This window comes from Arthrobacter roseus (assembly GCF_016907875.1).
In the GTDB taxonomy this organism is placed as follows: domain Bacteria; phylum Actinomycetota; class Actinomycetes; order Actinomycetales; family Micrococcaceae; genus Arthrobacter_J; species Arthrobacter_J roseus.
On the sequence record NZ_JAFBCU010000001.1, the window covers coordinates 1,513,100 to 1,525,270 of the forward strand.

Genomic DNA, 12,171 nt, shown 5'->3' on the forward strand with positions numbered 1-12,171 from the left:
AAAGATGAAACTGTGGCTACCAGACGCATATTGGTCCTCGCACATACAGGCCGCACGGATGCCATAGAAGCAGCCCAGGAGACGTGCAGCCGGCTCCATGCCGCTGGCCTCGTCTCCGTCATGCAGCGGCGGGAGCTCACCGACATCCAGAAGGGCTACGGCGAACTCACCGTACCGACGGAAATTCTCGGCGAAGACGTTGAACTTTCTGCTCTGGAGCTAGTCATGGTGCTTGGGGGAGACGGAACCATTCTTCGGGCTGCTGAACTCGTCAGACATTCTAGCGTCCCGTTGTTGGGAGTAAACCTCGGACACGTTGGTTTCCTGGCTGAGAGCGAGCGCGGAGACCTCGCCGATACCGTGCAGTGTGTTGTGGATCGAAACTACTTGGTCGAGGAAAGAATGACCATCGACGTCAAAGTGTTCTCGGGAAAGCAACTCATCGCGCACACCTGGGCGTTGAACGAGGCCGCCGTGGAGAAGGCGGACCGCAAGCGCATGCTGGAAGTTGTGGCGGAAGTCGATGGCCGTCCCATCAGTTCGTTCGGGTGTGACGGCATCGTGATGGCGACGCCCACTGGGTCAACTGCCTATGCGTTCTCTGCCGGTGGGCCCGTGGTCTGGCCCGGAGTTGAGGCCCTTTTGATGGTGCCGATCAGCGCACACGCGCTCTTTGCCAAGCCGCTGGTCGTTGCACCGTCTTCGGTCATAGCGGTTGAAACGTTGACCCGCACGGGCACTCGAGGAGTACTCTTCTGCGACGGACGCCGGACCTTCGAGTTACCTCCGGGGTCCCGTATTGAAGTAACGAAGTCAGAGGTCCCGGTTCAGTTGGCGAGGACTCAGCAGACACTGTTCTCTGAGCGGCTGGTCCGCAAATTCGAGCTACCGACCAGTGGCTGGCGGGGGCCCACGGCACAGAAATCAAGGGATGGCGTCATTGCTGGGCACCGTGAGGAGGACTCGTGATCGATGAAATCAGGATCCGCGACCTTGGCGTTATCACTCAGGCCTCGCTGCAACTTGACCCTGGGTTCAACGTGGTCACAGGAGAGACCGGAGCGGGTAAAACCATGGTGGTCACGGCTCTCGGGCTGCTGCTGGGGTCACGGTCGGATGCAGGCTCCGTACGGACTGGCGCTAAGGCGGCGGTTGCGGAGTCGATCGTTCGGATTCCCGCGCGGGGAAGCGTTGCCGAAAGAGTCCTGGAGGCAGGTGCCGAGCTCGAGAACGAAACCGACGGTGTTGCCGACCTGACGCTGGTACGTACCGTGAATGCGGACGGCCGCAGCCGTGCCCACGTGGGCGGCCGGACAGCGCCGGTAGGTGTTCTTGGCGAGATTGGAAGTTCGCTCGTTGCAGTACATGGTCAGTCGGACCAGCTGCGACTCAGGAGCGCGTCCGCTCAACGGGACGCTCTGGATAAGTTTGCGGGGAGAAAGCTCCGGGAAGTCCTTGGCGACTATGCAGAAGATTTTCGCCGATGGAAAGATGCCACCGCCGAGCTGGAGGCGCTCAAGCGCGACTCACGGGAGCGGCTCCGTGAGGCTGAATCGCTGAGGCAGGCACTGGAGGAGATCGATGGTGTGGATCCACAGCCCGGGGAGGATGAAGCACTCAAGGCCGTGGCCATGCGTCTGGGAAATACGGAGGAACTGCGCGAAGCCGCCGAGAACGCTCACCAAAAACTCGTAGCAGGAGAGTTTCCCGATGCCTCTGACGCAACCTCACTGGTGGAAGAGGCCCGCCGGCATCTGGAGCTGGTGTCCGAGCACGATCCGGCATTGGACGAGGCAACTCGCAGACTGTCCGAGACCAGTATTATCTTGACCGATATCGCTGCGGAGCTGGCTAGCTACACGGCATCCCTGGACGCTGACGGCCCGGGCCGGCTGGCAGAAGTGGATGCTCGCCGATCGGAACTGTCGATCTTGATCCGAAAGTACGCTCCGAGTATCGACGAAGTCCTTCAGTGGTCTACGACAGCGCGCAGTCGGCTCGAGGAACTGACGGAAGACGGTTCCCGTATCGAGGAACTTGAACACGAGCTTGCTACAGTCCATGCGGCATTGATCCACCGCGCAGCTGAGGCCACTGCGATCCGTACTGACGCTGCACGGGAACTGGAGTCACGAATCTCGGCAGAGCTCTCTGCCCTGGCTATGCCGGATGCGTCGCTGCACGTGCAACTCTCTTCCTCCGCAGAGCTGACAGCCTACGGGCAGGATGAGGTAACACTGGCGCTTGCACCACATGCGGGGACAACACCTCGTCCGTTGGGTAAAGGCGCCTCCGGGGGTGAGCTGTCTCGGGTCATGCTCGCCATTGAAGTTGTCCTCGCCGAAGTGGACCCGGTCCCTACTTTTGTGTTCGACGAGGTAGACGCAGGCGTTGGAGGTAAGGCAGCCGTCGAGATAGGTCGCCGTCTAGCCATGCTGGCCAAGCACGTTCAGGTCATTGTGGTGACGCATCTACCCCAGGTTGCGGCGTTCGCTGACCGGCACGTGCGGGTCATTAAAACTTCTGGCGGGGGCTCCGATGGCGTCACGGCCAGCGACGTCGTGACCCTGGACAGGGCAGAGCGGGTCAAGGAGTTAGCGCGCATGCTCGCCGGCCAAGAGGATTCTGCTACGGCTAGGGCGCACGCTGAGGAGCTGCTCGAGGACGCAGCAGGTTTCGCCAGCGCGAAGACGGTGGCACGTTGATGACTCTGATCGAGTGTGGCGTTGGGCACTTTTTGGTGTCAGCGCGCGGAATACAACGTAGGTGCAATCCAGTAAGGACAGAAAGGTGCTAGGCTCAAATTCCGTGGTGCAGCAAACTAATCCCAGTGAAAATACCCGCCCAGGTTCGTCGCGGACGACCAAACACATTTTTGTGACGGGCGGTGTTGCTTCCTCACTCGGTAAGGGCCTAACGGCTTCTAGCCTCGGTCATCTTTTGAGGGAACGCGGCCTTACTGTCACGATGCAGAAACTCGATCCTTATCTCAACGTGGATCCAGGCACAATGAACCCATTCCAGCACGGTGAAGTTTTTGTGACAGATGACGGCGCAGAAACCGACCTGGACATCGGGCACTATGAACGTTTCCTCGATGAGAACCTTGACGGCTCGGCAAACGTGACCACAGGTCAGGTGTACTCCACGGTGATCGCCAAAGAGCGGCGCGGTGAATACTTGGGAGACACCGTTCAGGTTATCCCGCACATCACAGATGAGATCAAGCGCCGGATGCGGCTCCCGGCAGAAGGATCTAAAGCACCGGACGTCATCATCACAGAAATCGGCGGCACAGTGGGTGACATAGAGTCGCAGCCGTTTTTGGAGTCCGCTCGGCAGGTGCGCCAGGATGTCGGCCGGAACAATGTTTTTTTCCTCCACGTCTCGCTCGTGCCCTACATTGGGCCATCGCATGAACTCAAAACCAAGCCGACCCAACATTCCGTCGCTGCGCTGCGATCCATCGGGATCCAGCCGGACGCAATCGTGCTTCGATCCGATCGCGAAGTACCCTCCGCCATGCGTGACAAGATCGGCCGCATGTGTGACGTGGATCGGGATGCCGTCATCGGCTGCCCGGATGCGCCGAGCATCTACGACATCCCCGTCACGCTCCATGATCAGGGACTGGATGCTTACATCGTTCAGGCGCTGGACCTGAAGTTCAAAGATGTCAGCTGGGCTAAATGGAACAAACTGCTGGACGCTGTACATAATCCCCAGCATCACGTTGAGGTTGCACTGGTTGGCAAATACATAGATCTCCCAGATGCATACTTGTCCGTGACCGAGGCACTGCGCGCCGGCGGTTTTGCGAACAATGCCAAAGTCAATATCCGTTGGGTTCCCTCTGATAATTGCGACACCGAACTAGGTGCCTTGCAGGCCCTTGGCGACGTCGACGCGATCTGCGTACCGGGCGGATTCGGTATCCGCGGGCTGGAGGGCAAGCTCGGAGCGCTGACCTATGCACGCGAACACAAGCTTCCTGTTCTGGGGCTCTGCCTCGGGCTGCAATGTATGGTCATTGAGTTCGCCCGTACTGTGGTGGGCCTTGAAGGTGCGTCTTCCACAGAATTTGATCCGGATACCAAATTTCCCGTCATCGCGACCATGGAGGAGCAGCTGGAGATCGTTGCCGGTGAAGGCGACATGGGCGGGACCATGCGTCTTGGCTTGTGGGATGCCACACTTCAGGCTGGTTCCGTTGTCGCAGAAACCTATGGGCGGACCAAGGTCAGTGAACGGCATCGTCATCGCTACGAGGTCAATAACCAGTTCCGCGAGCAGCTTGCTGATGCTGGCCTTGTGTTTTCCGGAACGACGACGGATGGCAAGCTTGTGGAGTTCGCGGAATTGCCCGCTGAGGTTCACCCGTACTATGTTGCCACTCAGGCTCATCCGGAATTGAGCTCCCGGCCCACACGCCCGCATCCGCTCTTCACGGGCCTGATCAAGGCTGCTCTTGAATTTCAGGCCGCAAGGGGCTGAGATGAGCCTCGATCAGCGGCTCCCGGTCTGTGATGAGACAAGTCAGCGGCACATAGTTGAGTCGTCGGTGTCTTTCGAAGGCCACATCTGGAGCGTCGTCAGCGATTCCTTTCTGCTTAACGCAGGGCAGAATCCGCTGACGCGGGAGTACATTGAGCACCCTGGTGCTGTGGCCGTTGTCGCTTTGAATGACACATCCGAAATTTTGATGATCCGCCAATACAGGCATCCCGTGCGCATGAATCTGTGGGAGATTCCCGCCGGGCTTCTGGACGTTGATGGCGAGGATTACCAGAGTGCGGCGGCTCGCGAACTAGCCGAGGAAGCCGATCTCACGGCAGGACGTTGGAACGTGCTCACTGACATGTTCAACTCACCGGGGTCTTCAAACGAAGCTATTCGCATTTACCTTGCGAGGGGCATCACCGAGGTGCCTAAAGCGGAAAGACACACCCGTACGGGCGAGGAATCAGAGATCGAGGTTTTGTGGGTTCCTCTGAACGACGCCGTGGCTGGTGTCCTGGCAGGGCGAATCCATAACGCCACGGCAGTGGCAGGTATTCTAGCCGCGGCTGCAGCCTCCGGTACTGACTTCGCGGCCCTCCGTGGGGCAGAGGCTCTGTGGCCTGAACACCGTTCTTGATGACTGTCGCAGAGCACGACGCAGGTGAGATCGCGCGTGCCGTGCATGAGTATTTGCAGCACACCGCGGTTGAACGTGGGCTAGCGCTCAATACCGTGGCAGCATATCGTCGCGACTTGACACGCTACGGTCGGTTCCTTGCGGAGCGCAATATTTCGTCTGTTCGAGACATCACCCGCCGAGACGTCAGCGCTTTCGCGCAGGCGGTGGTCGACGGATCCGACGGCGGCTCCCCGCTTAGCGCACGTTCCGCGGCCCGGACCGTGGTCGCAGTTCGAGGACTTCACCGGTTCTGGGCTCTGGAAGGGCTGAGCGAAACCGATCCGGCGACGGAGGTCCATCCGCCGTCTCTTGGACAGCGGCTTCCCAAAGCCATTTCCGTGGCAGAGGTCACTGCCATCCTTGAAGCGGCAGATATGGATTCGCCAGCCGGGGCCAGGGACAGCGCGCTACTTGAGTTTTTGTATTCGACGGGCGCGCGGATCAGCGAAGCTGTGGGGTTGGACGTCGATGACATCGCACTGGATCCTGCCCTTGAGGGTCCCGGCGTCGTGCGTTTATTTGGCAAGGGGTCCAAAGAACGGCTGGTTCCCCTGGGCTCCTTCGCGGCCAGGGCCATCGGGACCTATCTGGTGCGTTCCAGACCGTCCCTGTCCGCTAAGGGCAAAGGAACGCCTGCCTTGTTTTTGAATCAGCGTGGTGGACGCCTCAGCAGACAGAGTGCCTGGAGCGTTTTAAAGGCGGCCACGGAGCGGGCCGGCATCACCAAGGACGTTTCGCCGCACACCATGAGGCATTCTTTTGCCACCCACCTGCTAGAAGGTGGGGCGGACGTCAGGGTAGTTCAGGAGTTGCTCGGTCATGCGTCGGTAACCACCACACAGGTTTATACGCTGGTAACTGCTGAGACACTTCGCGAAATATATGCCGCTGCGCACCCTCGGGCGCTCGGCTAGCCGGTACGGTGCAACTGCCGCGGGACCGGGGACAGCTAGAATGACGCTCATGTCTGCCCGCGCCGTCGTCCTGTGTTTCGTTTTTCGTCCTCACCCAGAGACGGGCGCCCAGCAGGTGCTACTGGGATTGAAGAAGTCCGGTTTCGGGGCAGGGAAAGTGGTGGCACCAGGCGGCAAGGTGGAACCCGGTGAATCGGATGCGGTAGCTGCGTCCCGGGAGCTGCAGGAGGAGACGGGGCTGGAGATTACGGCTGAGGCGATGACCCGCCTCGGAACCATTGATTTTGTCTTTCCTGCCAGACCGGCGTCGGATATGTGTTCGGCGGTCTTCACGGTTCCACTCTCCGCTGCCCGAACGGTGCTGGAGCCACACGAAAGCCAGGAGCTGTCGCCGGAATGGCATGACGTCAACCGGCTGCCCTTTACGCGCATGTGGGACGACGCCGCGCATTGGCTTCCGAACGTGATTATGGGTGAGCCGTTTGCCGTGACCCTAACGCTGAATCAGGACAACCTCACTCTTGCCTCCGCTGTCTTCGCTAATGTGGACTAACGTCTGGAGAAACAGCTGTGGCCATCATCCGCGCTCAACGGGTGACGACCACAGCTCATTCAGCTGGCCTAGATTCAGGGGACCTGGCGCTGCTCAGGACCGTTATATTCGCTGAGTGGGCGGATCAGAGCGTTGTCCGCCACTTGTTCCATGATATGGGCGGTCCAACCGGTGATGCGCGCGGCGATGAAGAGCGGAGTGAACATCTCCGTGTCAAAGCCCATCAGGTTATAGGTGGGTCCTGCCGGGTAGTCGAGATTCGGCTTGATCTGCTTGGCCTCTTCCATAGCGGCTTCGAGTCCGTTGTACAGGCCGAGCATTTCCGGACGATCATAATGTTTGATCATGGCGTCCAGAGCGCTCTTCATGGTGGGGACCCGGGAGTCACCATTCTTGTACACGCGGTGCCCAAAACCCATGACCTTTTTCTTCTGCGCAAGGGCATCGACCATCCAAGCTTTCGAACGCGTGGCTGCCTCATCGAGGGATTCGTCCTTGCGGATCCCAATCTCCTCAAAGGTATGCATCACGGCCTCGTTGGCACCCCCGTGCAGCGGCCCCTTGAGGGCACCTATGGCTCCGGTCACCGCCGAATGCAGATCCGCCAGGGTGGAGGTGATGACCCGGGCCGTGAACGTCGAGGCGTTGAAGGAATGCTCCGCGTAGAGAATCATGGAGACGTTGAAGGCTTCCACAACCTCCGGCGCTGCCTCTTCGCCAAAAGTCATCCACAGGAAGTTCGCGGAGTAATCGAGATCCTCTCGTGGTTCGATAAGTTCCTCACCGCGTCGTCGCCTTTGGTCGTAGGCGACGACGGACGGGAAGGTTGCCAGCAGCGACATCGCCTTTTCTAGATTTGCTTCCGGGGAGGAATCCTGCGCCCTGGCGTGGTTGGCTCCCAGAACTGAGACGGCGGTCCGCGCAACGTCCATAGGGTGACAGGCAGTGGAGAGGAGGTCTATTGCCCCTTTGACGTTCTCATCCAGTTTCCGGTGGGAGCGTTCGAAATTTACGAAAGCTTTCAGCTCGGAATCGTTGGGCAGTTCGCTGTTCCACAGCAAGTAGGCCACCTGTTCAAAGCTGCACTTAGCAGCCAGTTCCTGAACGGGGTATCCACGGTACAGCAGCGAGTTGGTATCAGAATTGACCTTCGAAATGGCGGTGACATCCGCCGTGACGCCGGCAAGGCCCTTATGAATTGTTGGTTCGGTCATGGGTAGGACTCCTTTTAGCGTGTGCCGGGCACCTGGAAATTAAACACGGAAGTGTCGAAGTGGTTGTAGGCCTCGTAGTCCACGAGCTCGTATAAACGTGCGCGGGTCTGCATGGATTCGACGGCACTCTGCTGTGAGCCATCGGCCTTGATGGTATCCAGCGTACGCTCCGCGGCTCCCATTGCACTACGAAGAAGGGTAACGGGGTAGATCACCATATTGACGCCTACGGAAGCCAGCTGCTCAATGGTGAAGAGATCACTCTTACCGAATTCGGTCATGTTTGCCAGAATTGGAACGTCAACAGCCTCGCGGATGGCCTGAAACTCGCTGAGATCTTTCATTGCTTCGGGGAAGATGGCGTCGGCACCGGCGTCGACCAGTGCGCGGGCACGGTCCTGGGCGGCCTGAAGTCCTTCAGTTCCGCGAATGTCAGTGCGCGCCATGATCAGGAAATTCGGATCCCGGCGTGCGTCTGCTGCAGCCCGAATCCGTTTGGTAGCGGTCTCGAGGTCCACGATATTTTTTCCGTCGAGATGCCCGCATCGTTTGGGGTTGAACTGGTCCTCGATGTGGCATCCTGCCAAGCCCGCGTTCTCGAGCTCCTGGATGGTTCTCGCCACGTTCATCGGCTCGCCGAAACCGGTGTCAGCGTCAACGATCGCCGGAAGGTCTGTCATGCGGGAAATCTGTGCCGCTCGGGTAGCTACCTCGGTCAACGTTGTCAGGCCGATGTCTGGGAGCCCGAGATCATTGGCCAGTACGGCCCCGGAGATGTAGACACCGTCGAATCCCTTGTCTTCGATGAGTCGGGCCGAGAGTGGATTGAACGCTCCGGGAAATTGCTGAATTTTTCCGGAAGCAAGACCGTCACGGAAGCGCATTCGCTTCTGCTCGGGCGTGGTGTGTGCATAAAGCATGGTGTTCCTTCCTAGAAGAGGCCCGTGGGCACGTTGTCGGCGGAGATGAAGCCGGACCGGGTCAGAATGTTGAGCTGATCCAGTTCTCCGGCAGCCAATTCAGGTAGACGCTGCACGGCGGTGAGGAAGCGTTCAATCTCCTCTTCGTCGACAATGCGCTCACCGTTCTCGCCGGCGGCCAGGGTGCGCAACTTATTGATGTATTGCTCGCGTGCAAACGGCCTGGCACCCAACGGGTGGGCATCCGCTACTGCGATGCTGTCCGTGATGAGCGTGCCGTCATTGAGTGTGATCTCCACGGTTCCGCCGAACGCCTTTTCGCTGATGTCCATGGAGTGGTAACGGCGGGTCCATTCCTGATCTTCTTCAGTGGTGACCTTGTGCCAGAGCTCCACTGTGTCCGGACGTCCTGCACGCTCGGGGGAGTAGGAGGCAACGTGGTGCCAGGCACCGTCCTGCAGCGCGACCGTGAAGATATAGGGGATGGAATGGTCCAGAGTTTCCCGTGAAGCAGTGGGATCGTACTTCTGCGGATCATTGGCGCCGGTTCCGATGACGTAGTGCGTATGATGCGACGTCTTGATCAGGACGCTCTTGACATTCGCGGGGTCTGTCGCCTCGGGGTGTTCGCCGTGCAGTTTTCGCGCCAGGTCGATCCACGCCTGTGCCTGATATTCAGCAGAGTGTTCCTTGGTGTAGGTATCGAGGATGGCGCGCTTGGCCTCCCCTTCCTCTGGCAGCGGCACGTCGTAGCGTGCGTCTTTGCCATCCAGCATCCAGGCTATGACGCCGTCCTCACCTTCATAGATGGGTACCGGCGAGGTCTGACCCCGCATGGCGCGGTCTACGGCCTCGACCGCCATTTTGCCGGCGAAAGCGGGTGCATGTGCTTTCCAGGTGGAGATCTCGCCCTTGCGGGACTGGCGGGTCGCCGTCGTCGTGTGCAGTGCCTGACCCACCGACTGGAAGACGGTTTCGATGTCGAGTCCAAGGAGGGTGCCGATTCCGGCAGCCGCGGACGGGCCCAGGTGTGCCACGTGGTCGATCTTGTGCTTGTGAAGGCAGATGGCTTTGACCAAGTCCACCTGTATTTCATAGCCGGTAGCTATCCCACGAACCAGGTCATTGCCGTTAGCACCTGTGTGCTGCGCGACGGCGAGGATGGGCGGGATGTTGTCCCCGGGGTGGGAGTACTCGGCGGCGAGGAAGGTGTCGTGGTAGTCAAGTTCTCGGACCGCTACACCGTTGGCCCAGGCAGCCCACTCAGGGGATGACTTATCAGCGATGCCGAAAATGGTTCCACCGTTACCGGACCGTGAAACGGGGTGGCTGAGCGCTTGGGACCGAGCCGCGATGATCGGTGCGCGATTCAGGGAAGCAACGGCCACAGAGGCGTTGTCGATGATGCGGTTGATCACCATGGCGGTCACCTCGGCGGTTACCTCGACTGGGTCGACGGCGACCTTGGCGATCTTGTACGCGAGTTGGTCCTCGCGAGCCAGGCTTTCGTCACTTCGATAGACGCGGACCGGATGGATCTTGACCATGGGTGTTCCTCTCAGGCGCTGAGGCCGTGCTGTTGGGCTGGTTCTGATGTCAATAGGTGGTGCAGGCTGTTGTGTAGGTGAACTCGTGTTGCGGCGGCAGCGAGATCTGGATTCCCCAGGTGTATGGAGCGAGCGATCTGCTGGTGCTCAGTGGCGGATGCGAGCAGACGGATTGGATTGTCTTTGGCAAGCTGACGGACCCTCACCAGATGGGTCCGCAGCTGACGTTGCGCCTGGAGCAGGTAGGCGTTGTCGGCGGCAGCGTCGATGGCTGCATCGAGTTCACCTACCAGTGTGTAGTAAGCAAGTTGTTCAGGATCTTGGCCGGCAATCAAATTCGGTGCCGCTTTGAATCGGCGGGTGAGGTCTTCGAAGGCTCTCCGGTCCGGAGCATTCGCGGCCAACTCGGCGGCACGGCAGTCCAATGGAATGCGAACGTCGAAGAGCTCGGTCATCCTGTCCAGAGAAATGTGTGTGACCACGACGCCGCGGCCAGGGTGGGCGGCGACCAGCCCTTCGGTAGTCAGCCGAGCGAGTGCTTCGCGAAGGGGTGTTCTGGAAATGCCGAGCCGCCGGGATTGCTCCACCTCGGCAAGGACCGTTCCTGGGGAGAGACGCCACTGGATGATGTCGGCTCGGAGGGACGAGTAAGCACGGTCGCTGGCTCGCATGATTCCCTCCGCAGCATTCATCGATGTCAACAGTTCACCTTCGACGGTCATTGTATACACGCAGTGCTCAGATGGTAGCGAATTCACCCAGTACCGAAGCAGAAGCACTTTTCTGTATACAGTATCTGAGATTTACTCGGGATGGGCAGCCGGTGGGTGCCGTGAGGATGCTCCTCATCAGTACTGGTCGTAGCAGTAGGGGCCGGGGGCAGGATTTGGTCGCAGTGGGCCGCAGACTATGTCCTGATTAGAGCGGTCGATGGTCCAGATGTGAGAGCTGTCAACGTACTTGATGCTGTTACCCGCAAAAGGAAAACCGCGAATCAAGACATCGTAACTGCCGTTGGCAGTTGCTCTTACAGCGTCCATATTGTCGTTTGTGACAACGTTGTCACTTTGATACAGCGAGCCAGGATTGTGGTTCTTCAGTAACCGCCAGGCCGTCGTGCCAGATGACCTGATCAGGATTTCCTACCGCTGGATACCCGTACGGCTAGTGTCCCACTCCACTGAGGCATCCGGGCAGGCCCACTGGAGGGTGACACGATTCTTGCTGAAGGCGTTGTCACAGGGGCTGGTTCGTGCGCCGTTCGGATTGACATAGCGGGGGACTGCCGGTGGCAGATTCAGCCGGTACGGTCTTGTCCACGTGAAGTCTCGAGTCCACGACGAATTGCGCGGGCTTGTGGCGGTGATCGTTGTCGATACTTGAATTCACGCCCGGCAAAGTAGCTGTACTTGTCCCGGTCCAGCATGTCTGGCTGCACAATCATGCACAGCTCATGACCAACGGCCGCTTCGGCCAAGGGAAAACCCGCTTCTCCGCCGACCGGGACGACAGCGTAGTTGGTACCGACAGCCAAGTCCTGGAGGGGGACCTGCCACTGAGCAGCACTGGGAGGCGCAGTCTGGCATGCGACAGCCTTGTTCAGAATCTTGACCGTGGTTCCTCTGCTCCAGCTGAAGAAATTAGTGGTTTCCGCTGTGGTGGTAGGACTCGACGGACGTGCGGCCACCACGCCCCGTAGCTGGAGCGCTGTCAGAATCTCTGGATCGGAGGCGTTGTTGTCGCCTTTGGTGGTGAAGAGCCGGGCGCCGTCAGTGCTGATCTGAACCTTCGAGCTCTACTTGAGCATCAAGGCTCGCGTGGTCACTACAGCCAAAATTCGCGGA

11 protein-coding genes are annotated in these 12,171 nt (G+C 59.4%); 6 read left to right on the forward strand and 5 right to left on the reverse strand.

The genetic code is table 11. The annotated features are described in order from the left end of the window. Nucleotides 1-12: 12 nt before the first annotated feature. The 6 genes from JOE65_RS07490 to JOE65_RS07515 all read left to right on the forward strand — a co-directional run bounded on the left by JOE65_RS07490 (nucleotide 13) and on the right by JOE65_RS07515 (nucleotide 6,646). On the forward strand, nucleotides 13-969 hold the full coding sequence (locus tag JOE65_RS07490; RefSeq protein WP_205162620.1) for an NAD kinase: 957 nt from the start codon (nucleotides 13-15) through the stop codon (nucleotides 967-969). Continuing rightward, on the forward strand, nucleotides 966-2,705 hold the full coding sequence (gene recN / locus JOE65_RS07495) for a DNA repair protein RecN (protein ID WP_205162621.1): 1,740 nt from the start codon (nucleotides 966-968) through the stop codon (nucleotides 2,703-2,705). The genes JOE65_RS07490 and recN overlap by 4 nt, the downstream gene beginning before the upstream one ends. Nucleotides 2,706-2,790: 85 nt before the next feature. Next, on the forward strand, nucleotides 2,791-4,494 hold the full coding sequence (locus JOE65_RS07500) for a CTP synthase (RefSeq protein WP_205162622.1): 1,704 nt from the start codon (nucleotides 2,791-2,793) through the stop codon (nucleotides 4,492-4,494). 1 nt (nucleotide 4,495) lies between these two features. Beyond that, a complete protein-coding gene (locus tag JOE65_RS07505) occupies nucleotides 4,496-5,137 on the forward strand; it encodes an NUDIX domain-containing protein (protein WP_205162623.1) in 642 nt (213 codons plus the stop codon). Continuing rightward, entirely contained in the window at nucleotides 5,137-6,093 is a 957-nt protein-coding gene (gene xerD, locus JOE65_RS07510; RefSeq protein ID WP_205162624.1) for a site-specific tyrosine recombinase XerD, read from the forward strand. Before JOE65_RS07505 ends, xerD begins: the two co-directional genes overlap by 1 nt. Nucleotides 6,094-6,142: 49 nt before the next feature. Beyond that, nucleotides 6,143-6,646: an 8-oxo-dGTP diphosphatase gene (locus JOE65_RS07515; RefSeq protein WP_205162625.1), complete on the forward strand. Its 504-nt coding sequence runs from the start codon at nucleotides 6,143-6,145 to the stop codon at nucleotides 6,644-6,646. A 74-nt stretch (nucleotides 6,647-6,720) separates the two neighbouring features. On the opposite strand, the gene JOE65_RS07520 is transcribed toward JOE65_RS07515, so the two are convergent. The 5 genes from JOE65_RS07520 to JOE65_RS07540 form a co-directional block, all read right to left on the reverse strand. Further along, nucleotides 6,721-7,860 carry a bifunctional 2-methylcitrate synthase/citrate synthase gene (locus tag JOE65_RS07520; protein WP_205162626.1) on the reverse strand — a complete coding sequence of 380 codons (1,140 nt, stop codon included), beginning with the start codon at nucleotides 7,858-7,860 and terminating at the stop codon, nucleotides 6,721-6,723. Between the two features lie 14 nt (nucleotides 7,861-7,874). Then, on the reverse strand, nucleotides 7,875-8,780 hold the full coding sequence (gene prpB, locus JOE65_RS07525; protein ID WP_205162627.1) for a methylisocitrate lyase: 906 nt from the start codon (nucleotides 8,778-8,780) through the stop codon (nucleotides 7,875-7,877). A gap of 11 nt (nucleotides 8,781-8,791) precedes the next feature. Further along, nucleotides 8,792-10,327, reverse strand: coding sequence for an MmgE/PrpD family protein (locus tag JOE65_RS07530; protein WP_205162628.1), 1,536 nt, complete (start codon nucleotides 10,325-10,327; stop codon nucleotides 8,792-8,794). An 11-nt stretch (nucleotides 10,328-10,338) separates the two neighbouring features. Next, on the reverse strand, nucleotides 10,339-10,998 hold the full coding sequence (locus JOE65_RS07535) for a GntR family transcriptional regulator (protein WP_205164079.1): 660 nt from the start codon (nucleotides 10,996-10,998) through the stop codon (nucleotides 10,339-10,341). A gap of 626 nt (nucleotides 10,999-11,624) precedes the next feature. Continuing rightward, entirely contained in the window at nucleotides 11,625-12,017 is a 393-nt protein-coding gene (locus tag JOE65_RS07540) for a hypothetical protein (protein ID WP_205162629.1), read from the reverse strand. Nucleotides 12,018-12,171: the final 154 nt, after the last annotated feature.

Bases quoted from the DNA above. Each gene is read 5' to 3' on its own strand.
- JOE65_RS07515 (WP_205162625.1), top strand. From the start codon at position 6,143: ATGTCTGCCCGCGCCGTCGTCCTGTGTTTCGTTTTTCGTCCTCACCCA.
- prpB (WP_205162627.1), bottom strand. From the start codon at position 8,780: ATGCTTTATGCACACACCACGCCCGAGCAGAAGCGAATGCGCTTCCGT.
- JOE65_RS07520 (WP_205162626.1), bottom strand. From the start codon at position 7,860: ATGACCGAACCAACAATTCATAAGGGCCTTGCCGGCGTCACGGCGGAT.
- xerD (WP_205162624.1), top strand. From the start codon at position 5,137: ATGACTGTCGCAGAGCACGACGCAGGTGAGATCGCGCGTGCCGTGCAT.
- JOE65_RS07530 (WP_205162628.1), bottom strand. From the start codon at position 10,327: ATGGTCAAGATCCATCCGGTCCGCGTCTATCGAAGTGACGAAAGCCTG.
- JOE65_RS07505 (WP_205162623.1), top strand. From the start codon at position 4,496: ATGAGCCTCGATCAGCGGCTCCCGGTCTGTGATGAGACAAGTCAGCGG.
- JOE65_RS07535 (WP_205164079.1), bottom strand. From the start codon at position 10,998: ATGCGAGCCAGCGACCGTGCTTACTCGTCCCTCCGAGCCGACATCATC.